Annotated in this window: 22 protein-coding genes; 10 read left to right on the top strand and 12 right to left on the bottom strand. The window is 60.5% G+C overall.

What is annotated here, in order from left to right:
• The first annotated feature begins 66 nt into the window (after window positions 1–66).
• From ACVWY8_RS10625 to ACVWY8_RS10605, 5 genes are all read left to right on the top strand, one after another.
• Complete coding sequence (locus ACVWY8_RS10625; RefSeq protein ID WP_011433133.1) at window positions 67–408, top strand: c-type cytochrome; 342 nt, start codon at window positions 67–69, stop codon at window positions 406–408.
• Between the two features lie 29 nt (window positions 409–437).
• Window positions 438–755, top strand: a complete 318-nt coding sequence (locus tag ACVWY8_RS10620) for a hypothetical protein (RefSeq protein ID WP_414331212.1) — start codon at window positions 438–440, stop codon at window positions 753–755.
• A gap of 62 nt (window positions 756–817) precedes the next feature.
• Window positions 818–1,411: a YcnI family protein gene (locus ACVWY8_RS10615; protein WP_457394702.1), complete on the top strand. Its 594-nt coding sequence runs from the start codon at window positions 818–820 to the stop codon at window positions 1,409–1,411.
• Between the two features lie 17 nt (window positions 1,412–1,428).
• Window positions 1,429–3,075 (top strand): copper resistance CopC/CopD family protein, encoded by a 1,647-nt coding sequence (locus ACVWY8_RS10610; protein WP_457394699.1) that lies wholly within the window; start codon window positions 1,429–1,431, stop codon window positions 3,073–3,075.
• A gap of 136 nt (window positions 3,076–3,211) precedes the next feature.
• Window positions 3,212–7,003 (top strand): tetratricopeptide repeat protein, encoded by a 3,792-nt coding sequence (locus ACVWY8_RS10605; protein WP_457394696.1) that lies wholly within the window; start codon window positions 3,212–3,214, stop codon window positions 7,001–7,003.
• A gap of 93 nt (window positions 7,004–7,096) precedes the next feature.
• Here ACVWY8_RS10605 and lysS read toward each other — a convergent pair whose 3' ends face one another.
• From lysS to trpB, 7 genes are all read right to left on the bottom strand, one after another.
• Entirely contained in the window at window positions 7,097–8,632 is a 1,536-nt protein-coding gene (gene lysS, locus ACVWY8_RS10600) for a lysine--tRNA ligase (RefSeq protein WP_457394693.1), read from the bottom strand.
• A 50-nt stretch (window positions 8,633–8,682) separates the two neighbouring features.
• Window positions 8,683–9,576: a Uma2 family endonuclease gene (locus ACVWY8_RS10595; RefSeq protein WP_457394690.1), complete on the bottom strand. Its 894-nt coding sequence runs from the start codon at window positions 9,574–9,576 to the stop codon at window positions 8,683–8,685.
• Window positions 9,577–9,818: 242 nt separating this feature from the next.
• A complete protein-coding gene (radA, locus tag ACVWY8_RS10590) occupies window positions 9,819–11,213 on the bottom strand; it encodes a DNA repair protein RadA (RefSeq protein WP_457394687.1) in 1,395 nt (464 codons plus the stop codon).
• 12 nt (window positions 11,214–11,225) lie between these two features.
• On the bottom strand, window positions 11,226–12,362 hold the full coding sequence (gene aroC, locus ACVWY8_RS10585) for a chorismate synthase (RefSeq protein WP_457394685.1): 1,137 nt from the start codon (window positions 12,360–12,362) through the stop codon (window positions 11,226–11,228).
• Window positions 12,363–12,415: 53 nt separating this feature from the next.
• A complete protein-coding gene (locus ACVWY8_RS10580) occupies window positions 12,416–13,180 on the bottom strand; it encodes a pantothenate kinase (protein ID WP_457394682.1) in 765 nt (254 codons plus the stop codon).
• Window positions 13,170–13,790: an AMMECR1 domain-containing protein gene (locus tag ACVWY8_RS10575; protein ID WP_414407326.1), complete on the bottom strand. Its 621-nt coding sequence runs from the start codon at window positions 13,788–13,790 to the stop codon at window positions 13,170–13,172. The genes ACVWY8_RS10580 and ACVWY8_RS10575 overlap by 11 nt, the downstream gene beginning before the upstream one ends.
• Window positions 13,791–14,013: 223 nt before the next feature.
• The gene (gene trpB, locus ACVWY8_RS10570) at window positions 14,014–15,267 is read right to left on the bottom strand and encodes a tryptophan synthase subunit beta (RefSeq protein WP_457394679.1); all 1,254 of its coding nucleotides are present in this window, start codon (window positions 15,265–15,267) and stop codon (window positions 14,014–14,016) included.
• Between the two features lie 208 nt (window positions 15,268–15,475).
• On the opposite strand from trpB, the gene ACVWY8_RS10565 reads away from it, so the two are divergent.
• The 5 genes from ACVWY8_RS10565 (at window position 15,476) to ACVWY8_RS10545 (ending at window position 20,647) form a co-directional block, all read left to right on the top strand.
• Window positions 15,476–15,835, top strand: a complete 360-nt coding sequence (locus ACVWY8_RS10565) for a hypothetical protein (protein ID WP_457394677.1) — start codon at window positions 15,476–15,478, stop codon at window positions 15,833–15,835.
• A 259-nt stretch (window positions 15,836–16,094) separates the two neighbouring features.
• The gene (locus tag ACVWY8_RS10560; protein ID WP_457394674.1) at window positions 16,095–16,637 is read left to right on the top strand and encodes a hypothetical protein; all 543 of its coding nucleotides are present in this window, start codon (window positions 16,095–16,097) and stop codon (window positions 16,635–16,637) included.
• A 50-nt stretch (window positions 16,638–16,687) separates the two neighbouring features.
• Window positions 16,688–17,251, top strand: a complete 564-nt coding sequence (locus ACVWY8_RS10555; RefSeq protein WP_457394672.1) for a helix-turn-helix domain-containing protein — start codon at window positions 16,688–16,690, stop codon at window positions 17,249–17,251.
• The gene (locus ACVWY8_RS10550) at window positions 17,251–18,843 is read left to right on the top strand and encodes an Hsp70 family protein (protein WP_457394669.1); all 1,593 of its coding nucleotides are present in this window, start codon (window positions 17,251–17,253) and stop codon (window positions 18,841–18,843) included. Before ACVWY8_RS10555 ends, ACVWY8_RS10550 begins: the two co-directional genes overlap by 1 nt.
• A gap of 334 nt (window positions 18,844–19,177) precedes the next feature.
• Entirely contained in the window at window positions 19,178–20,647 is a 1,470-nt protein-coding gene (locus ACVWY8_RS10545) for a 1-acyl-sn-glycerol-3-phosphate acyltransferase (RefSeq protein WP_457397083.1), read from the top strand.
• A gap of 15 nt (window positions 20,648–20,662) precedes the next feature.
• Here the strand turns inward: ACVWY8_RS10545 and ACVWY8_RS10540 are convergent, their stop codons facing one another.
• The 5 genes from ACVWY8_RS10540 to ACVWY8_RS10520 all read right to left on the bottom strand — a co-directional run bounded on the left by ACVWY8_RS10540 (window position 20,663) and on the right by ACVWY8_RS10520 (window position 22,813).
• Window positions 20,663–20,968, bottom strand: a complete 306-nt coding sequence (locus ACVWY8_RS10540; protein WP_457394663.1) for an ARPP-1 family domain-containing protein — start codon at window positions 20,966–20,968, stop codon at window positions 20,663–20,665.
• A gap of 304 nt (window positions 20,969–21,272) precedes the next feature.
• The gene (locus ACVWY8_RS10535) at window positions 21,273–21,386 is read right to left on the bottom strand and encodes a photosystem I reaction center subunit VIII (protein WP_011433114.1); all 114 of its coding nucleotides are present in this window, start codon (window positions 21,384–21,386) and stop codon (window positions 21,273–21,275) included.
• Window positions 21,387–21,424: 38 nt separating this feature from the next.
• A complete protein-coding gene (locus tag ACVWY8_RS10530) occupies window positions 21,425–21,895 on the bottom strand; it encodes a photosystem I reaction center protein subunit XI (protein WP_011433113.1) in 471 nt (156 codons plus the stop codon).
• 529 nt (window positions 21,896–22,424) lie between these two features.
• A complete protein-coding gene (locus ACVWY8_RS10525) occupies window positions 22,425–22,544 on the bottom strand; it encodes a photosystem II reaction center protein J (RefSeq protein WP_011433112.1) in 120 nt (39 codons plus the stop codon).
• 143 nt (window positions 22,545–22,687) lie between these two features.
• A complete protein-coding gene (locus ACVWY8_RS10520; RefSeq protein ID WP_011433111.1) occupies window positions 22,688–22,813 on the bottom strand; it encodes a photosystem II reaction center protein L in 126 nt (41 codons plus the stop codon).
• Between the last annotated feature and the right edge of the window lie 2 nt (window positions 22,814–22,815).

Below are 22,815 nucleotides of genomic sequence, written 5' to 3'. Positions count from 1 at the left end.
CGGGCTTGGGATAATGGGCGGGCCTTAAAGGCTAGTTTTCGGTCAGTCCCTGAGATGAAAATGCGAATGATCAACCTTTTTATCGGGCTTTTGGTGGCAGTATTTGCCCTCTTTTTAGGCCCGCAAATGGCTTCTGCTGAGCCTGATTTGGCCTTGGGAGCCAAGGTCTTTCAGGCCAAATGTGTGGGTTGTCACTTGAACGGGCGCAACACTTTGGTGGCAGCGAAAAACCTTTCTCTGGCGGCTCTTCATGAGTACCACGTAGACACCCCTGAGCTGATCCAGGCCCAAGTGAGAAACGGCAAAGGGGCCATGCCGGCTTTTGCCAAGATTCTCAAGCCGGAGGAGATCGAGGCGGTGGCGGCCTACGTTTTGGATCGCGCTGAGCACAACTGGAGTAGAGGCTAGTGTCCAAAGAGAGGACTCAAGATCCAGCCTTGCTTCAGGAAAGCCCGGCGGAGCGGCTGCCTCACGAGCAGGGATGTGAAGGACAGGGATCCCGCCGCAAAATCTTGTCGGTTGGCGTGGGAGCCCATGGCTTGGTGGCGGTGGGCATTTCTGCCCATGGGGTAGTGGCCATCGGCGTGGTGACCCACGGCATCCTCTCCATTGGCCTGGTGGCTATGGGAGCGCTCTCCTTCGGGCTGGTGTCGATGGGTTTGGCCAGCGCCGGCCTGGTGTCGATGGGCCTAGCCAGTTGGGGACAGCACAGCATGAGCGTAACGGAATCCCACGGATCCCATCACCACCCCTAGGTTTTGACCAACAAACACTGCATTTTTCTCTTTCTCTACAGGCTTGTAAGGAGCATCTGCGAATGTTCAGTCTGCAAAGTTACTTGACCCTGGCCAAGAAATCTCTGCTGGCCCTGGGAATGAGTTTTTTACCCCTTTCCTCTGCCTGGGCCCATGTCACCGTCCATCCCAAAGAGGCCCCGGCGGGCAGCTTTGCCAAGCTCACCTTTCGGGTGCCCCATGGCTGCGATGGATCCCCGACCGTGCGCCTGCGGGTGCAGATCCCGGAGGGATTCGTCTCTGTGAAGCCGATGGTGCATCCCCTGTGGAAAATCGAGACGGTCAAAAAGCCGCTGGAGACCCCCTATGAGTCGCATGGGAAGATGATTACCGAAACGGTTGCCGAGGTGATCTGGAGCGGCGGCTCGCTGCCCGATGAGTTCATGGATGAGTTCAGCATCAGCCTCAAGCTGCCGAATCGCCCCGGTGAGGTCATCCCCATCCCAGTGATTCAGGAGTGCGAGCAGGGCATGTACCGCTGGATTCAGGTGGCTCAGCCTGGCGAGGATCCCAAGAGTTTGCCGCAGCCGGCTCCGCTGCTGAAGCTGACGGGTGGAGACAGTGGACAGGGTCACGGTCACGGGCATGGACATGGGCATGGTCACGGTACCCGCTAAGCGGTCTGCTTAGGAGCATGTTTCATCCCAAAAGGGGTTTTGCTTGGATTTGGTCTGGGATCCTCTGCGCCTTGCTGTGGGTGGCCGGGATCCCGCCCGCTTTTGCCCATGCCAGCTTGCTCTCCACCTTCCCAGAGGATGGGGCGGTGCTGCAGGAAGCGCCGACACAGGTGCGGCTGGTTTTCAATGAGCCGGTGCAGATCACACAGCTCCAGGTTTTAGACAGCAACGGACGAGCTCTGCCCTTGGAAAATCGGGTGACCAGAGGTGAGGCACCGCAGGGGGATTTGCCGCAGGGGATCCCCGAGGGAGTTTACATCGTCAGTTGGCGGGCCATTTCTGCCGATTCCCATCCGGTGAGTGGATCGTTTGCCTTCCAGGTGGGGGCAGCCGATCCTGGGCAATTGCAGGCGGCGAGGACAGCTCACGCCCAAGGAAGGGATCCCTTGTACTGGCCGCTGGTGGGGGTACGCTGGGGGATCTACTTGGGCAGCCTTTTTGTGGTGGGGGTGCTGGGCTGGTGGCGACTGTTGCGGGGGCAGCGGAGCAGTTTCGCCGATTCCGATCGCGTCAGCGGGGCGGAGCCCTTATCTTGGGCTTTTGCGACAGCTTGGATCACCCTCAGCTTGACCGTGGTGGCCTTCAGTCTGCATTTGGCCCAGCTCTACCCTTACTTTAATGGGCGAGAGCTGCTGCGTGTGATGCTTTCTCCCTACGGTTGGGGTACAGGACTGCGGCTGGTGGGGCTAGGGATCCTGATCTGGGCCTGTGAGGGAGGTGCCGTCTGGGCCAGCGGTATGGGGTCGGTGTTGGTGCTCGGCTCCTTTTTGCCCATTGGCCATGCTCTCACCAGTGAGCATCCGATGGGGACAATGGCGCTGCTGGGGCTGCATCTGGCCGGTTCAGCTTTCTGGTTGGGAGGGTTGTGGGGGCTGGAGCGCCTGCTGGGCAAGGAATCTGCTCCCTACCCATCTGTAGGCATCATCCAACGGTTTTCTGACGTGGCCACCTGGGCGGTACCGGGGCTTATCCTGGCGGGGGTGGGGATGGGTGGGATCCACCGCGGCTGGCACTGGGATCATCCCTACGGCCAGTATCTCTGGGCCAAGCTGCTGCTGGTGCTGATGATGGTGGGGCTGGGCGCCCACAACAAGTTTCGGCTGGTGCCGGCATTGCAACAGGGTGGGCAGACGGTGGGCCGGTCGCTGCGCCGGATCGTCCGCCTGGAGTTGGTGGGGCTGATGCTGGTGCTGGCCTTGACCAGCTTCCTGGTGGCCCAGGCTCCTCCCAGTCATGGAAGGCACGGCATGGGATCCCCCCTGGAATCAGGTTGGCAGACCAGTTGTGAAGAGAGCTTGAACTGGCCGGAAGGCAGCCTGCACCTGAGGATTCTGCCCTGTCGTCCTGGGGAAAATCAAATTCGGGCTGAGGTGAAGGGAGTCCCGGCCCAGGAATTGACCCTTGGGTTTTCCCTGCCAGAACACGGGATCCCCCCTCTACGCCGCACTGTAGCGCCGGATGGGCCTGGCCAATTTGTGGTGGAAAATGTGCCCCTAGCCCTGGCGGGGGAATGGCAGATCGAGGTGAGACTGCTGATCAGCGATTTTGAAGAGCGGCGAGGTCAGATTGCAGTTTCTCTCCGACCCAATCGTTCAAGTCATTGAAGATCGCGAAAAGAAAAAGCAGAAAAAGACCCTGGATAGGAGCTGTGGGTTGCTCCGCCCAAGGGCGTCGGCCTGTGGCAGAATCGAGCCAGCTCGTAGTGGCAAAAGGCTGCGCCGCTCAGGGACTGACTTGGCCATGGAAGACAAGATCAGAGCGGGAAGTGTGCTCAGGGGACGCTATCGCATTCTCCATCCCCTCGGGGAAGGAGGGTTTGGCGTAACCTACAAGGCGGTGGATCAAGACACCTTCGATAGCCCTTGCGTCGTCAAGCGCCTTCGCCCCCTCTCCACGGATCCCTATACGTTGGCCACGGCTCGCAAGCTCTTTGAACGGGAAGCCAAGGTTCTCAACCGGCTCAACCACTTCGACCAGGTGCCCCGCCTTTTGGCCCACTTCGAGCAGGATCAGGATTTTTACTTGGTGCAAGAGTTTGTTGCCGGGCATGATCTCAGCCAGGAGCTGATCCCGGGCAAGCCGCTGAGCGAGGCCGAGGTTTTGAAACTGTTGTGGGATATTTTGGAGATCCTGCGCCATGTACACGCCCACCAGATCGTCCATCGGGATATCAAGCCGGCCAACCTGATGCGCCGCGATGCCGATGGCAAGTTGGTGTTGATCGACTTTGGGGCAGTCAAGGAAGTGGGGCGGTTGGTCAGCCATGCCCCCGGCCAAACTCAGTTGGCGACGGTGATTGGCTCGGTTGGCTACATGGCGCCCGAACAGCTCAACGGCAAGCCCCAGCCCTGCAGCGACCTGTACTCCGTAGGGGTGCTGGCCATCCAAGCCCTCACCGGTCGTCCTCCCCATAAGATCCGGGATGATCCCCGCACCGGCCAACTGCTCTGGCGGGATTTGGTTCAGGTCAGCGAGGAGCTGGCCGAGATTTTGGATCGCCTGATCTGCCCCCACTGGCAAGAGCGCTTCCAGTCCGCTGCTGAAGTGTTGGAGGCGCTGCGGCCCCTGTTGCCTTTTCCCCAAGAGGCGACGCTCGGCGATGTTTCGGTGGATCAGGTTTTGGTGACGCGCCTGTTGGCCCGCGGACAGGAGAAAGCCCGCCAAGGGGATTTCCAGGGGGCGATTGCCGACTGTACGTTGGCCATTCAATTGGATCCCCAAAATAGCCGCGCCTACAGCCAGCGGGGCAGCGCCCGCTACAAAAGTGGGGACTTGGCAGGGGCCATCGCAGATTACACCCAAGTTATTCAACTGGCAGGGGACGCCCGCGCCTATTTCAACCGCGGCATTGCCCGCTACCGGCTGGAGGACTACGAGGGAGCTGTTGCCGACTACACCCAGGCTCTCGGCCTCAACCCACAATGGGCGGTGGCCTACTACAACCGCGGCAATGCTTACCGGCAACTCAATCAGCAGCAGCAGGCCATCGAAGACTATTCGCGGGCCATTGAGCTCAACCCGGAAGATGTGCGGGCCTATTTCAACCGCGGCGTGGTGCGCGGCCATCTGGGAGATGCGCAGGGGGCAGCAGCCGATTTTTCCGAGGTGATCAAGCGGGACCCTCAGGACGGGGAAGCCTACTTCAACCGGGGAGTGGCGCGGGTCCAGTTGTCAGATTTGCAAGGGGCCGTCGAGGACTACACCCAAGCGCTGCAGTTGGATCCTCGCCACGGCAAAGCCTATTACCACCGGGGACTGGCCCGGCAAGCGTTGGGGGATCCCCAGGGGGCTGTTGAAGATTTTTCTCAGGCCCTATCCCTACGGTCTGCTGAGGCCACTGAGCTACCTGAGGCAGAGGCGGCAGCCCAGGCGGATCTCTACTTGCAGCGGGCCATGGCCTACCTGAGCAGCAACGCCCTGGAGTCGGCGCTGGCGGATTGTGAACAGGCTCTCCGCCTGGATCCTAAGCTGTCGCGGGCCTATCTCTGCCGGGGCTTGGCTCGCCAGGGGCTGGGGGATCCCGGCGGCGCTCTGGCAGACTTCAACCGCGCCCTGGAGCTGGATCCCCAAATGGCCAAAGCCTACCTCAACCGGGGCATTGCCCACCTGGACTTGGGCAACATTGAAGCGGCTTTGTCGGACTTGAGCCAGGCCATTGCTTTGGATCCCCAAGATGCCAGTGCCTACAGCAGCCGCGGGCGAATCCATTGGCTGTTGGGGGATCCCCTGGCGGCTCTGCAGGATTATACAGCTGCCCTGGAGCGGGATCCGCAGAACCCTCAGCTCTACCTCAACCGCGGCCAACTCCATGTTGAGCGGGAAGATTGGCCGGCAGCCTGTGAGGACTTCTCGCAGGTGTTGCAGTGGGCGGCGAGGCCTGGGATCCCACGCGGGCCGGAGCTGCTGTTGAATGCCCATCTATGCCGTGGCATGGCACGGCAACGGCTGGGGGATTGGCAGGGGGCGTTGGCCGATTTCGACCAAGTCCTGCAAGGGGATCCTCAGTCGGGCTTGGCTTATTTCCATCGCGGCCGGGTGCGGGCTGCTCTGGGAGATGGGCCGGGGGCCATCCAGGATTACCACCAGGCTTTGGCCCTGGGGGCGGCAGTGGCCCAGGCGGATATCCGCCGAGATCTGGCGCGGGCCCAAATCCAGACGGGAGATCTGCAGGCGGCCTTGGAGCAGTTGAACGAGGCGGTGCGCTTGCAGCCGGAACGGCGGGATCTTCGCCAAGAGCGAGCTGAGTTGTGCCGACGGCTAGGCCGGTGGCCAGAGGCCATTGCCGACTACGACGAGGTGTTGCGGCAGGATCCTCAGGACTGGACGGCTTGGCTGGGACGGGGCATGGCCCATGGACAGGTGGGCAACTGGGATTCCGCCATTCAGGATCTCAGCCGGGTTTTGCAGCAGGATCCTGACCACAGGGAAGCGCTGTGGCACCGCGCACAGGCCCTGCAGCAGTTGGGTCAGACCGTTGGCGAAAGCGGGAGGGAGTCCTTAGCGGCCTTGCAAGATCTCAACCGCTTGCTGCAGCAGGATCCCCAACACAGGATGGCCCGCTTGGCCCGCGGCTCTCTGTTGTTGACGTTGGCAGTGCGCGGCACCGTTCCTGCAGCGGGCGTAGCCTTGGAGCAGGCCGAATCCGACTTCGACCAAGTCATCCAAGAACAAGCCCAAGACGGGGAACAGTCCCGGCAGCTCTATCTGGAGGCCCACCTGAAGCGGGCCCAAGTCCGCCGCCTGCGCCACAACCTGGAGGGGGCAATAGCCGATTGGGATCGGGTCTTGGAGCTGGCCAGCCCAGGGGATCCAGAAGTGCTGGTCACCGAAGCCCTGTTGTATCGGGGCTTGTGTCGCCAAGAGAGGGGGGATCTGGCTGGGGCGTTGGCCGATTTCACGGCGCTGATCCAGCAGCAACCGCAGGCTTCTCAGGCTTTTGCTTTGCGGGCAAGGGTGCATCTGGCTTTGGGGGATCAAGAGGCGGCATTGGCGGATCTCAACCAAGCTCTGAGCCTCGACCAGAACTGGGGGGTGGCCGATGCTGCCCTGGCCTACCGTCAACGGGGGGATCTACACCGGCAGGCCAATTGCCCTGAGCTGGCCATTGCCGACTACACGCAGGCCCTGGCCTTGAACCCCCAGGAGCACTCTGCTTTGCTCCACCGAGCTCTCCTGTGGGATGGCGAGGGACAGACGGACAAAGCGATAGAAGACTACACCCGACTGCTGCAACTGGAGCTGGATCCCCAGGAGCGGGTCTGGGTTTTGAACAACCGCGGCTGGGCCTATGCCCAACAGGGGGATTTCTCAGCGGCCATCCGCGACTACACCCAAGCCATCATGCTCCACCCTGCTGACGCGAAGGAGGGGGATCCCTGCCACCTCAAGGCCCACCTCAACCGCGCCCTGGCCCGGACTGCCCTTGGGGATTGGCAGAGAGCCTGCCAGGATTTCCAGGCTGCCCTCCAGATGCAAGGGTACGAAGGTCGGCTTTTGGAAGACGTTATCGCTAGTTATTTCAAAATAGGTTGAGACACTTCCCAAAGGCTCCGCGCCGTCGCCGCGGCCACCTCCAACCTCTCTTAGAAATCGATGGGATTTGAATGGACAGTTAGAGGGATCGGCTCAAGCCTCCTCCGCCACTTCTCCCGTCTCGGGCCGCAGCAGCGGAAAGGCAATGACATCGCGAATGCTGGGAGCGTCGCACAGCAGCATCACCAAGCGGTCGATCCCCACGCCCAGGCCGCCGGTGGGGGGCAGGCCATATTCCAAGGCCGTGAGGAAGTCTTCATCCAGAAAGTGGGCCTCCTCATCTCCGGCTGCCTTCAGGGCTGCCTGGGCCTCCAGCCGCTGCCGCTGATCCACCGGATCGGTGAGCTCGGAGTAGGCGTTGGCCGTCTCCCGCCCAACGATGAACAGCTCGAAGCGCTCGGCCAACCCCGGTTTGCTGCGGTGGGGCTTGGTGAGGGGACACACATCCAGGGGGTAGTCCAGAACAAAGGTGGGCTGGCGCAGGCGGCTCTCGCAGCAGTGCTCAAAGGCTTTGACCAGCAACTGGCCGGGGGAGTCCTGGGGGGAGAGATCGGGGATCCCTTGGGCGGCCAAGGCCGGCAAGAGCTCTTCAGGGCATCCCTTTTCCACATCGATGAAAATGCCAGTGGCCTCCTCCACCAGCTCCTGCATCGTCACCCGTCGCCAGGGAGGGGTGAGGTCGATGGCTTCCCCTTGGTAGGTGAGCTGCAGGGATCCCCGCACCGCCAGGGCGGCGTTGCAGACCAGGGTTTCCGTCAGCTCCATCATGGTGTGGTAGTCGGCGAAGGCTTGATAGGCCTCTAGAGAGGTGAACTCCGGGTTGTGGCGGGTGGAGATGCCTTCGTTGCGAAAGACCCGCCCAATTTCATAGACTCGCTCGATCCCGCCCACCACCAGCCGCTTCAGGTGCAGCTCGGTGGCAATGCGCAAGTAGAGATCCAGATCCAGGGCGTTGTGGTGGGTAACAAAAGGCCGCGCCTCCGCCCCGCCGGGGATCACCTGCAACACTGGCGTCTCAATTTCCACAAAACCTCGCTCTTCCAGAGTCTGCCGCAGGGAGCGGATGATCTGGGCGCGGTCGAGCAAGGTCTGCTTGACCTCAGGGTTGACGATGAGATCGACGTAGCGCTGGCGGTAGCGTTTCTCCACATCCCGCAGGCCGTGCCACTTGTCCGGCAGCGGCAACAGCGCCTTGGTTAGCACCTGGTACTCGTCCACCCGCACCGACAATTCCCCTTTTTCGGTGCGCTTGAGGCAGCCCTTGGCCCCCAGCCAATCGCCCACGTCGATGAGCTTGTCCAGGTTCTTGAAGGCCAGCTCCCCCATCTGCTCCGTCAGCCGTTTCTTGTCTAGATAAAGCTGAATGGTGCCAGAGCGATCCTGCAGGGTAAAGAAGGCCAGCTTGCCCATGACTCGCCGCGCCCGGATCCGACCGGCCACCGCCACCTGCACATCCTCCCGCTCGCCGCCGGGCTCTAGGTCGGCAAATTGCTCCTGCAGCTCGGCAGCCAGATAGGTAACAGGAAAAGAATAGGCATAGGGCGGGATCCCTTGTTCCCGCAGGTGTTGGGCTTTTTCCAGGCGGGCGGCCCGTTGGGCGGCTTCGCTGCTGCTGGGGAGGGTAGACATGGCGGTGGATAGGCAATGGACAATGGAAGCCCCGTTAGGGACGGGATTTTTCAGGCTGCCGGCGGTGCGATCGCGTTAGCGGGACGGAGTCCTTTCGCGTTAGCGGGACGGAGTCCTTTGCCGTGGGAACGCAGCAGCTCCAGAAGGGCTTCAGCCCGCTGGCGTTCTCTTTCGGCGCGTTGATACTCTGCCTCGGCCCGTTGGCGTTCTCTTTCGGCCCGTTGATGTTCCAAAGCAGCCTTCTCTTCCCCGGTGGGCAACACCTCCCCTTCCCGATCACACCAGCGTAGCCATTCCGTGTTCACGCCCTCGAAGGATCCCTGCCAGAGGGTCAAGCCCAACCCGATATCCTCCAGCCATGTGGACGCGAAGGGGACAAACTCACCCCCCCGCCGCTGAAAAAGGGCCAGAGGGGATCCCTGCAGTTCCCTTAGTTGCCGCAAGGGAGAGGCTACGCCCGCTGTGCGATCGTAGACCGCGTAGTAGCTGACGCCGGCGCGGGCATAGTCTTTGCGTTTGCGGCCCAGCTCTTCCCCTTTGCGCTTGGAGACAATCTCAATGACCACATCCGGCGGCTTACCCATCTCCCAGACCAGGTAGGTGCGATCTTCCTTGCGCTCAAAGCTGGCGGGGGGAGCCACCTCCAGGCTGAGCGTCACATCGGGCATCAGGGGGGGCAGTTTGAGGGCAGAGAACAGGCCAATATTGGCTGTGGCCAAAAAGGGGATCAGCTCCCCCGTGTCTTCGGCCTTGGGCTGGAAGGAGGCGTAGAGAGCGCTGGTGAGCAGGCGCTGCAGCTTTTTGGAGAGAATGCTGTCCGCGGGCTCATCATCCTCGATGACCAGGTCGCTGTTCGCGCAGCGGGTGTAGCCTTTATCCGGTGGCGGAGGAAATGCCGTCTCTGGTATCGAGGGCTGGACTGGGCTGGAGGGTGCGGAAACCATGCTCACCGGGATCCCTTGCTGGTGTTGCTAACTACGGACTAGGGCTCAGCTAAGGCTGCCGAGCTGTTTGCCCAGCAGGCGTAGCCTTTTTCGAGGGTAACAAAAGTTTTCGGGAACATGATGGACATGCCACCGAAGCAGCGGATGCCGATCGCGTTAGCGGGACGGAGTCCCTGCTTGGCCTTTGGAGATAGGCGCAGCAGAGCCCAGCAGCCGGCGACGGGTGGAAGGCAAGGGGATGTTCACTCTGCGCTCTGGGAACCGGGCACAGCCACCAGCAGGGCTTCCAACACCCGCTGCACCCGACTCAGGCGCAGGCCGTGATCCGACAACACAGGGCTGTTGGGGATGATGGCGTGGCGAAACCCCAGTTTGCTGGCTTCTTTCAAGCGCTGCTCCAACTGGGCCACCGGGCGCACCTGCCCCCCCAGTCCCACCTCGCCAATCAGGACTGTAAAAGGATCCACTTGGCGATCCCGGAAGCTGGCGGCCACGGCCACTGCTACCCCCAAGTCGGCAGCTGGCTCGGCTACCTGAATGCCGCCGGCAGAGGCGATGTAAGCATCGTATTTGGAAAGCGGGATCCCCACCCGTTTTTCCAGCACAGCCAAGATCTGCAAAAAGCGGTTGATTTCAATGCCGGTTGAGGTGCGGCGGGGGGAACTGTAGCTGGTGGGGCTGACTAGGGCCTGCACTTCCACCACCAGAGGACGGGTGCCCTCGCAGGCGACGATGGTGGCCGTTCCGGGTGTGGCCTGATCCCGGCTGCTCAAGAAAAGCTGCGAGGGGTTCTCCACCTCCACCAAGCCAGAGGCGGTCATCTCAAAAACACCCATTTCCTGGGCTGCCCCAAAGCGGTTTTTGACGGCGCGCAATAGGCGGTGGCTTTGGAAGCGATCCCCCTCAAAGTACAAGACCGTGTCCACCAAATGCTCCAGCACCTTCGGCCCGGCCAGGGATCCGTCTTTGGTAACATGGCCTACAATCAGCAGAGCCACCCCCAGTTTTTTGGCCAGCCGCATTAACAGGCCGGTGCATTCCCGCACCTGGGAAACGGATCCCGGCGCCGAGGTGAGTTGCCCCCAGAAGATGGCTTGGATGCTGTCGATCACCGCCACCTGCGGTTGCAGAGCCTGGATCTCCGCCACGATGGCCTCCAGGTCGGTCTCGGCCAAGAGGTAGAGCTGCTCGCTTTCCACCCCCAGCCGCTCGGCGCGTAGCTTGATCTGCTGGGCTGATTCTTCCCCCGACACGTATAAGATGGGCCCGCTCTTGGCCAGGTGGGCAGCGCTCTGCAGCAGCAGGGTGCTCTTGCCAATGCCCGGATCCCCGCCAATCAACACCAGGGATCCCGGCACAATGCCACCTCCCAACACCCGGTCAAACTCGCCATAGCCGGAGGAGAGGCGAGGGTGGCGATCTGAGGAGACCTGGGAGAGGGGGAGGGCCGACTGGGGGATCCCATTGGCGCGGTTGGACCTAGGAGCGAGGGCTTGGGCCCGTGGGGACTTGGCCGCTGGGGCGACGACCACTTCCGTCAGGGTGTTCCAGGCGCCGCAATGGTCGCAGCGGCCCAAAAACTTGGCATAGCGCTCGCCGCACTGGCTGCACTCCCAGACGGTTTTGGCCTTGGCCATAGCCGGGGACTCCTAGGCCTGGGGAGCAGCGGCGACAGGGAGGGGCACCTCCGGCAAGACCAGGGATCCACACTGGGCGTGGTGGCGCAGCAGGTGGTCGCAGAGCACCAGGGCCACCATCGCCTCCACCATCGGCACCGCCCGCGGCAGCACACAGGGATCGTGGCGTCCCCGCGCCGCCAAAACCGTCTCTTGCCCATCGAGGGTGACGGTGTTTTGGGCCTGGCGAATGGTGGCGGTGGGTTTAAAGGCCACCCTTAGGAGGATATCTTCTCCGTTGCTGATGCCCCCCTGGATGCCGCCGGAGCGGTTGCTGCGGGTACGCCAGCCGGCAGGGGTCATGTAAAACTCGTCGTTGTGCTGCTTACCCGTCAAGTAGGTGCCGGCAAACCCCGAGCCGATCTCAAACCCTTTGCTGGCCGGCAGGGACATCACCGCCTTGGCCAAATCGGCCTCCAGCTTGTCGAACACCGGGGATCCCAGTCCGCGGGGCACGTTGCGGGCCACACATTCCACCACACCCCCTAGGGAATCCCCCTCCCGCGCCGCCTCTTCGATTTTTTGGATCATCGCTGCTGCCGCTTCTGGATCGGGGCAACGGACGATGTTGGCTTCCACCTGCTCTGCCGTCACCGAAGCGGGATCCACCTGGGCTTCCACGTCTTTTACCCGCTGCACGTAGGCCAGGATCTCCACCCCTGCCGCCAGGCGCAGGATCTTCTTGGCAATGGCCCCTGCCGCCACCCGGCCAATGGTTTCTCGCGCTGAGGCCCGTCCGCCCCCCTGCCAGTTGCGGATGCCGTACTTGGCCTGGTAGGTGGCATCGGCATGGGAAGGGCGGAAGGTGGTGGCCATCTCCTGGTAGTCCTGGGGGCGGGCATCCTGGTTGCGCACCAGGATGTGGATGGGGGTGCCCAGCGTAAAGCCCTGAAAAACCCCGGAGAGGATCTGGCAGCGATCCGCTTCCTGGCGGGGCGTCGTGATGGGGCTCTGGCCAGGACGCCGCCGATCCAGCTCTGCCTGAATGTCGGCCTCGCTCAAGGGCAGCCGCGGCGGGCAGCCATCCACCACCACCCCCACCGCCCCCCCGTGGGACTCGCCATAGGTGGTCACGCAAAACAGGACACCGAAGGAGTTGCCGTTGGCCATGGGATCCCCAAGCAAGAAGCCGTTACTCGCAGGCGGCTGGGAGAGACTGTTTTCTATTCTGCACTAGGGGAGTGGCGGGCAGTGCGGTGCAGCTGGCGGCAGCCGGCAATTCCCCGCAACACCAGGTGGGGATCCCAGCGCAGCTCTGGGTCAAGCGGGCCCAAGTGAGGGTGGAGCCACTTCCCATCCCCGCCGGTCAGCAGCAGGGGGCCTTGGGGAAAGCGGCGACGCCAGTCGGCAATGAACTCGCGCAAGCCAGCCAAGAGGGTGTGGAGGATGCCGCTGCGGATGGCAGCCACGGTGTCGTTGGCCCAGCGAGGGGGTAAGGGAGAGCAGGGATCCCAGTGGATTTTGGGCAGCCGAGCAGTGTAGTCGGCCAACGCTTGCGCCTGCAGCCCTAGGCCGGGCAAGATGGCCCCTCCCACCAGGGATCCTTCAGAGTCAGCTCCTGTGAGGGTCAGGGCAGTACCCGCGTCGATGACCAAACAGGGCCAGCCGTAGTGGATCCCGGCAGCCCACAAGGCCAAGGCCCGATCCAGCCCCAGCCCTGGGTAGGGATCCCGCAGCGGCACCTGCGACAGCTCCAACTGATGCACCCAGGGCGATGCTGGCGGCAGGGGGGCAGAGCCCACAGGAGCCAGCCACAGCTCTGTCTGCTGCGGCCAGGACAAGGGCTGGTGAGCAGGAAACCGCTCCACCTTCACCAGGGTCTCCTCCACAAACCAACCCCAGCGCACGTGAGTGTTGCCCAGCACGGCTGCCAGCCACTCACGACAACAGTGCGAAGCGTTGAGATCTGCCCCCTCCTCAAAACTCATGCAACAGCTCTGCCTCCACGCGAAACAGCTCCACCGGCTGGTCGGCAGGGATCCCGGCCAACCTCTTAGCGGTAGCAAGCTGCCATTCTGTCGTCAAAGCCTCTCCCGGCAGCAACACCGCTCCCCGGGTTCCAGAGCGGACAAATAGGCCCATGCGGGTGGGATCCACCTGCTCCACAGCGGCAAAAGGACTCCGTCCCGCCGACGCAATGGGCACCACCCGCCGCACAATGGCTACCTGAATGGAGGCCGACTCCAGCTCCCCGGGTTGCAGAGGTACGTAGCGCCAATCGCGGGTGACTGCCCCCACCGCCGCCCGGATGGTGGCCCTGACCAGGTCCTCGCCGCTGGGATCCAAGCTGCCCCAGCAGCCACGGGGCCGACCCTCTGTACTCACCGTTACAAAAACCCCCGCAGAGCGCCGCCAGTGGGGCGGGATCTCCTCTGGAGGTGGCAGCACCTGGCCGGTGGCGAAGTAGTAGGCAATGGCCTGACGCGCCAGCGCCGGCAGGGTGTCAGGGAGAGGTTGTCGCCGGCTGGGAGAGGGGATCCCTTCTGAATCGGACTCCGTCCCGCCAGTGCGATCCCGTAAGCGGTGCGAGGCACCCATGGACTCCGGCGGAGGAACAGGGGCAGTTGTCTCAGAAGGCTGCGGCAGGGATCCCGTCCACAAGCCCAGCCCCGCAGCCAGGAGCAGGCCGATCGCGTTAGCGGGACGGAGTCCAATCGCGTTAGCGGGACGGAGTCCTTGAAGACCCAGCAATCGAACCGTGAAGTGAACTCGGCAGGTGAACACCCAAGAGAATCCCGTTGGTGGTCACAACAACCGTACTCTAAAAGCTACGCCCTCTCTGCTGCAAATACTTGAAAACGGTGTTCAAATCCTTGTCGCCGCGCCCAGAACAGTTGACCACTACCCGTTGCTGGGATCCGAGCTGTGGGGCCAAAGTTTTCAGGTAGGCCAGCGCATGGGCCGTCTCCAGCGCGGGGATGATCCCTTCCAGCCGCGACAGCAGCAGCAGCGCTTCCACCGCTTCGTCGTCAGTAACCGCGTAGTACTCGGCCCGCCCGATTTCTTTTAGGTAGCTGTGCTCTGGCCCCACGCCAGGATAATCCAAGCCAGCGCTGATGGAGTGGGCCTCCTGCACCTGCCCTTCTTCATCCTGCAGTAGGTAGCTCATGGCTCCATGCAGGACTCCAATCCGACCGCGGTTGAGGGTGGCAGCGTGGCGGGGCGTGTGCAGCCCTTCTCCGGCAGCTTCAATGCCGATCAGTCGCACCCCTGGATCCCGGACAAACTCGTTAAACAGGCCCAGGGCGTTGGATCCACCCCCCACACAGGCCAGCAACACATCCGGCAGCCCTCCCCATTTTTCCTGGCACTGCTGCCGCGTCTCCTGGCCAATGACATCGTGAAAGGCCCGCACCAGCTTCGGGTAAGGGTGGGGCCCCGCCACCGTGCCGATGACGTAGTGGGTGGTCTCCACATTCGTCACCCAGTCGCGGATCGCCTCCGACAGAGCATCTTTGAGGGTACGCGTGCCCGCCTCCACCCCCCGCACCTCAGCACCCAGCAGGCGCATTCGCTGCACGTTGGGGGCCTGCCGCTCCATATCCAGTGCCCCCATGTAGATAACGCATTCCAGGCCAAAGCGGGCGCACACGGTTGCCGTGGCCACCCCATGTTGGCCGGCGCCAGTCTCGGCAATGATCCGCCGCTTGCCCATGCGCACCGCCAGCAGCACTTGGCCAAGGGCGTTGTTAATTTTGTGGGCGCCGGTGTGGTTGAGATCTTCCCGCTTCAGGTAGATCTGCGGGCCGCCGTAGTATTCGGTTAGCCGCTGGGCAAAGTAGAGAGGGCTGGGCCGCCCGACAAAATCCCGCAGCAGGCTGTGAAACTCAGCGCGAAAATCGGGATCCCGCCAGTGATGCTCAAAGGCTTCCTCCAGCTCCGTTAGGGCGCTCATCAGGGTTTCCGGCACAAACCGACCCCCAAACGGCCCAAACCGCCCCTGGGGATCCGGACGCACCTGCGGGTCAAGGGGATCCAAAACACGAGGGGAAAAAGCAAAAGAAGCTGAGGTCATGGCAGAGTCCGTCCGGGCCTTGTAGCCTGCAATAAGAGATTGAGACGAGCTTTCCCATTCTACAGAAGTTGGGAACTCGAGAAGGGGGGGTGGCCAACCTCTCCTCTCTTTTCCTGCCGTTCTCCCCCAACAGGGATCCCGAACAATTGTCTTTGAACAGGGGGCTTCCAAGGATTTTTAAGATGAGGCCGTCAGGTTTGGGTGGCCTATGGACGAACATCTACAAGAGTTGCTGCGGCAAGAAGATCAAAAAAGAGCGGATGCAGAAATTCGTCGTACCTATGCCCTTTCTCAAAAGTCTCAGGGGGTGGCGATCTTTTTTTCCATTCTGCTTGCTTTTGCAGCCTACATTTACACGCGGCGGTGGAAAGCTCTGATGATCTTTCTGGGGTGGTGTCTCTTCATCGGCGTGTTGTTTAGCGACGAAGAAGGAGAGGTTTCTCTCCCTGGGCTGTTTCTGGCCTCTACCTGGGCAGCGGTAGACAATTGCAGCGCTATCCAGCGGGCAAGAGAAGAAATCGAACGGCTGCGCTCCGGCCAAAACCCTGATGTTGATCGGCAAACTTAAACTTGGTCGACAAAACAAAATAGTGGCCCAAAAATCGGTATTTTATTTCAAACTCTCGAAAAAGATGCTATACCTACTATTTCAAGTGGCACCCAGATACAAGCGGCGCAACCGACCCATTCTCAACGGCAGTGAAACTTGGATTCCTATTCCCTTTGTCTTTTGGGAAAGAGCTTGGAAAAACCAAATTCTGTCCCCCTAGGAGAGGGGCTGGAGGTGAGAGAGCTTAGGATAGCTACAGATTAGAGCAATCAAAACCATGAAGTCTGCTGCTCGCCTAGCTTGTCTGCTTGCCGGACTGATCCTAGGAGCGGGGATCCCCGTCATTGCTCCCGCCCCCGCCCTTCCCGTTGCCCAAGCCGGTTTCCGGCCCTATCTCAATGCCCGTTTCGGCTACCGCATCGACTACCCGGCAGACTTTATCCCGCAAGGGGAATCCGACAACGGCGATGGCCAAGTGTTTCTCGGTCAAGACGGGGCTGAGCTGCGCGTTTGGGGTGGGTACAACATTTTTCAAGCAACGCCCGCCAGCGCCCTGCAGGAAGAACTTCGCCGCAGCCGGGAAAACCAACGCCGGGTTACTTACCAAGCTGTTGGCCGGGATTTCTTTGTGGTCTCCGGCTACGAGCCCGTTCGTGTCAGCGGTGCGGACCCCTTTGGCCAGCGGATTTTCTATCTCAAAACAGTTGTCCGCCCTTCGCTGCAAGCTGGCTTTGAGTTCGTGTACCCGGCCAGCCGGCGCGAGCGCTATGACCGAGATGTGGAAGCTATAGCCCGTTCCCTGCGCCTTGCCGATCCCTGAGCCAAGCCCCGAATCTGGGACAAGATCGGTAGGGATCCCTGGCAAAAACGATGGTGAAGAAACCTCTGGATGATTGCCTGCTGGAGCGGATGCGGGTTGTTGGCCTGTCTTCTTGGCGGGCTTTACAGGCCCAAGCGGGGATCAGCCGCCGCGCCCTTGATCAGGTGCGCCGAGGGAAGTGGGGATCCCTGCGCCTGGAGCAACTGCAAAAGTTGGCTGCCGCTCTGCAGTGGGATTTGGGATCCCTACTGCGCCTCAACGGGAATGACAAAATGGAATCCACCGATTCATCAGAAGTCCTCTTCTCTCTGCTGCAGCCGTTGCTCACCAGCTACCCCACCGTCCGCCAGATTGCCCAGCGCAAGCCCGATTGGCCGGCCCAAAACGTGACAGCTCTGTTTCGCTCCTTAGACGCTCTGCTGCAGCGCTGGGGGTATGAGCCCATCGGCAACCCCCTGGAGTCCGTCCCCTTTGATCCGCAACTGCATCAACCGGATCAGCTGGATATTCAAAAGGGGGATCCCGTTTACATTCGCTTTGTCGGCTACCGCCGCGGTGACCACATCCTTTGCCCGGCCAAAGTCAGCCGTTCCCTGCCTGGAGGATTGAGCTGATGGCACCTGCCCCCAAAGCGACCCTAGCCATTGATTTTGGCACCAGCAACACGGTGGTGGCAGTTTGGGATCCCGCCCAAGCAGTGCCCCGTCTCCTCACTCTTCCCGGCCTCTCTCGCCCAGACCACTCGGCTATTCCCAGCTTGGTCTACGTGAAGGGAAAAGGCCAGCTCCTGGTGGGGGAAACCGTGCGCGCCGGTCGGTGGGGGGCAGTGGATCCGCAACGGCTGTTTCAGGGGTTTAAGCGGGACTTGGTGGCGGAGTTTGTCCCTCCGCCGCGAGTTCTAGATGGAGAGCGCTACGATGCCGAGAGGGTGGCCCAAGCTTTTTTGCAGACGGTGATGGAAGCTGTCCCGAAAGAACACCTGCAGCCGCAACAGCTGGTGTTCACCGCCCCTGTCGGCTCTTTTGAGCGCTACCTCAATTGGCTGCGGGGAGTGGCCAGTGCCTGTGGCTGGGATCCCGTTCAAATTGTCGATGAAGCCACGGCAGCAGCCCTGGGCTATGCGGTTGGCCAGCCGGGATCCCTAGTGCTGGTGGTGGATTTCGGCGGCGGTACCTTGGATCTCAGCTTGGTGCGCACCCTCGCTCCCCAAGCGGGTAGCCCTGTCCTCAAAGCGGAGGTGATCGCCAAGGCCGATGCCTATGTGGGCGGGGTGGACATCGACATTTGGATTGCCGACTACCTACTGCAGCAACTGGGGCTAAGCCGACAGCAAATTGGAGCTCTGGGCTGGCTCAACCTCCTGGAGCAGGCGGAACAGCTCAAGATCGCCCTTTCCACTCAGATGGAAGCGGTGGGCAGTTGGTTTGACGACGAAGCCCTAACCGCTTATGAGCTGAAGTTAAACCGGCAGGAGCTGGAGGAGATCCTGGAAACCCACCAGCTTTTGGATCAAATCCGCCAATGCTTGGACGACGTTCTTCTCACCGCCCAGGCGAGGGGATTGGGCAAAAACCAAATTGAGCAGGTGCTCTTGGTGGGAGGAAGCTCCCAACTGCCAGTAGTACAAGATCTGCTGCGCTCCTACTTTGGCAAAAAGAAAGTGCGCTGCGAACGCCCCTTCGATGCCGTGGCCCTGGGCGCCCTGCAGGTGGGCCGCCAGGTGAAGTTGGAGGATCGCCTGCACCACAGCTATGCCCTCCGCCTCTGGGATCCCTTGCAGAAAAGCTACATCTACTACCCCCTCTTCGAACAGGGCAGCCCCTATCCCTGCCGACGGGCTGAGCCCTTGATCCTGCAAGTGGCCAACGACGGACAAACGGAGATTCGCCTGGAGGTGGGCGAAGTGGCCCAGGTGGCCCAATCGGAGGTGGTTTACGACGAGCTGGGGCGGATGAGCAGCCGTCAACTCACCCGGCAAACCGATTTCCGATCCCTAGCTCCTCTTGGATCCCCAACCGTTCGCGCTACTTCGACGGAGTCATCACCAATTTGTCTGGCCCGTTTGCAGCCCCCTGGCCGCGTGGGAGAGGATCGCCTTCGCGTCGAATTTGCCATTGATAGCTCGCGGCGCTTGTTGGTCACCATCACCGACCTGCAAACTCAGGCGCTCTTGGCAGAGGCCCAGCCTGTAGCCACCTTGAGTTAAGAGACGAAAGTAGAGAGAAGAGAGCGTCTTCACTGCAACGGAAGACAAAGAAAGCAATGTAAAGGGCACGACATGGCCACGATTCCCAACTCTCATCTCCCCTTGTGAGAGAGGGGTCGGGGGCTTGAGGAGAGTAGAGAGCGGTTGCGCCGACGGCGTGGGGTCTCAGGGGAAGGATCTCAATCATTGATATTGTTGATATTGATTATTGATTGAGAATGGCTGCATATCCAGTGATCTCTGTAGCGACTTGATGAATAATCTGAGCGATGGGATATGAATCTGATTTGCGTTTAACTACACTTCTTCTCTTGAGCTACCTTGGGAACAAATCTTGCTCTTGTCACCACCGCCCCATTTTGCCCGTCCTCCCCTCGACTTTATTCCGCCCGCCTATAGCGCCTGGGTGCTACGGCTCGTCCACGGGATCCTGCCCCTGCTCTTGCGGGTGAGGGTGCGGCGCTGGCTTCCTTCCGGCATTGCCAAAATCGAGGCCACAGGGGCGGAGATCTTGGCGCGGCTCTACCACCAGTTCCAGGAGGGTCAAATTCGCCTAGTCCTGGCTTTCCGACATGTGGAGGTGGATGACCCGCTGGTGGGCCTGTACGTTCTATCTCGCCTGGTGCCCGAAGCCGCCCGTCGACAAGGGATCCGCCTTCGAGAACCCCTTCACGCCCATTTTCTCTACGACCGGGGCATGCCCCTCTGGGGAGGGGAATGGCTGGGGTGGCTGTTGTCTCGCCTGGGCGGGATCCCTATACGCCGCGGTCGGAGGGTGGATCGGGTGGCGCTAAAGGCGGCCCGGCAACTGCTCCTGGATGGGCAATTTCCCTTTGCAATCGCCCCAGAAGGAGCCACCAACGGCCACAGCGAACGGATCAATCCCCTGGAACCGGGAATGGCTCAGCTGTGCTTTTGGTGCGCCGAGGACCTGGCCAAAGCTGGTCGCTCAGAGACCGTCATTTTGCTGCCCATTGGCATTCGGTACTACTACACGGATCCCTCCTGGACGAAGCTGGAGCGCCTGCTGGCGCGCCTTGAGCACCTGAGTGGGTTGACGCCTCCGAAGCCAGAGCCAAGATCCTCCAGGAGCCCCAACCTTCGCTACACCCAGCGGATCTGCCGCCTAGCCCAGCATCTCCTGGGACAACTGGAAGCTTTCTACGACCTACCTCCCTTCATCTCTGGGAGAGATGAAGAAGAACCACGGATAGAGCAGAGGCTAGCCCCTGGCCACTTTAACGCTCGCCTGGAGCGGCTGCTCCACAGAGCCCTGGAAACCGCAGAGACCTACTTTGGCCTATCTCCCCAGGGGGATTGGAACAGCCGCTGCCGCCGCATTGAAGAAGTCGCCTGGATCCAGATTTACCGAGAAGAATTGCGGCATCCTGGATCCCTGTCTCCCCTGCAGCGGGGGTTGCTCGACTGGAAAGCCCACCAGGCAACGCTCTACCTGCAGCACATGCGCTTGGTGGAAAGCTGTGTAGCCGTCCAGGAAGAGTATTTGCTGAGCAAACCCTCTTTTGAGCGGCTGGCAGAAACTGCCCTCATTCTATTTGATGTGCTGGCCCGCCTTCGAGGGGAATCCTACCCAGCCCGCCCTCGCCTAGGCTGGCGGGGGGTTCACGTGACCGTCGGGGATCCCATCTCCGTTAGCGAGCGGTTAGAGCGGTATTGCCGAGGCCGCCAGGAAGCCAAACAGGCGGTGACCGAGCTAACTCAGGATGTTTTTTCTTTCCAATTTCTTTCTTTTTCCAATCTTTTTCCAATTTCTAGGGATCCCCCAAAGGGGGAACCAGCTTAGGTGAGAAGCCTGGCACTACTGCCGAGAGACTGCTGAAAGATAAACCACCTTCCCGTCATGGAACAGAGCTGAGCCTTGGTCGCCCCGCTGGGACTCTGCTCGGTACTCCCAGCAGCAATAGGAACTCACTGGGTTTTCCACAACCAGGTGCGGTACTGCTCCGGCCTCGCTCACCTCGGTGATGGTTGCTTCCTGGGTTTGCAGATCTGGAAGGCGATAGGCAACTTCCTGCTCCCCCTGAGAAAAGAGAGGGAAAACCTGGAAACTGCCCTCTTGAATGGGATCGCCTATACGCAGGGTTGGAAAGTTAAGGCTGGCCATCGACTCCTCCTTCTCGTTGAAGTTGCAAGGGTATTGCGGAAGCTGCCCTTCCCCTTGTTGGCTTGGGATCAGCTCGCCGGATCCTGCTCCAATCTAAAGTTCTTTGGAAATGCTCCCTTCCTAAAAAAAAGAGGTGAGGGGACAGCCTTCGCCTTTCGGGACTCTGGTAGCGCGGATGGAAATCATCCTGACCAAAAGAGAGGGATCCCTAAGAAAGGGATCCCTGCCTCAATATCTGGGGTTGATCTCTAGCCTGAAATAATTGAAATTAATCAGCACTAATGAGTATCAAAGCACTCCGGGACTAGTCCCGCTCAATGTACAAAAAAAGCACTGCCATGCCCACTGCAGGAAGCAGCCAACCAACAATGGGGATAAAAATCCAAGGAAGATAAGCAGCAGCGTAAGAACCGGTCATGATTTTGCTCCTCTCAAGTGACTTGACAAACTTGACAACTAATTCACCAGCCCTCGAAAGATGGCGTCGATCCCGGCAAAGTTCTCCAGCAGGAAATAGGCAGCGAACACGCCACCCATACCTCCCAAGAAAAATCCTGCCGTCAGATCCCCCCAACCCCGAGCTGTAGCCAGAGGAGCGGCCCCCGGTGTTTCCGGCTTGTTTCCGAAGGTAACGCTGCCATAGGCCGACATGCAGGCGGTTCCCAGCAGCACAATCGCCATCGCCGTAACCAGCCCGCCTAAGTTAGCTGCCTCAGGGTAATCCCGCAGCGGCCCCAGCACAATTTCTGGCCCTACCAAGAAATAGCCATGGGCCAGCCCAATTTCTAGACCCCGCAACAGCGGCGATAAGCCAGGACGGTTGATGGGGAGATTGTTAATAAACAGACGGGTGACAGGAGAATCGCTGATGGGCGTCGAAAGATGCCCCTCGCAGGGATCGTCGTTAAAGGTGCGAATGTAATCCATGTCCGAATGTCCTGCCTGGAATTTTGCGATTCATTCTACGGGGCCTAAGTTACCCTCTCGGCAACCACCACCCGGATCGTTAAAAAAGTTCATGCTCGCTTAACACAGAGATAGCTCTTCTAAATAAGTTTGAGACATTCCCTCGCAGAACCTGTCCTCAGCAATTCGCGCTCTTGCCCATGATCCCTGACCTGCTAACGCGAACTTCACCCTCTCCAGGGGGAGAAGAGAGAAGTCCAGATTCACCGCCTGCCAGGTTCACCGCCTGGTTGTAACCAGTGGTGAGGAATAGCGGCAGCTTTTTCGGACTGTGTATTGAGTATTAAGTTGAGTATTAAGGTCTGCAATGAAGTGGGATCCCTGCTGGGCAAGGGATCGATATTGCGCTGTGGTAGGTAGCCCCGAAAAAAGTGGTAGATACACTGGCCATGGGTCAACAAAGCCTAACTGAATTCGGCTAGGTCGTAAAAACCATGGGACCCTTTACCCCTACCTATTGGGGGCTACTACCAGACCGAAAACCTCAAACCTACAGACTAGAGCCTAGGCCCACATAGGAGCCATAGAAAAAGAGCCCAACTACCGTGATCACACCCAAACCGGCAACCACAGCCACTATCCACAAAGGGATCCTTGCTTGACTGGTCATAGCAACTGGTCTCCAAAAGAACTAAAGACGGAACTAGCAGCAATTACATTTTCGGTAATAAGGGAACAAAAGCTGGCCAAAAGCCAACTGTATCCCTTGCCAGCCCCTTTCAACTCTAAGAAGAGCAGAGTGGGATCCTGGCCTCAGTTGAGAAAGTAGCTGGAGAACAACAGCCCAACCACAAACACCAGCAGCAAACCCAGGTAAAGGGAAGTGCGGTTTAGCTCCACCGGTTGGGAGTTGGGATTCCTTTCGGGTTGATCAGCCATTG

Source organism: Thermostichus sp. OS-CIW-32 (assembly GCF_054060415.1).
This window is presented reverse-complemented; position numbering and strand designations above follow the sequence as displayed.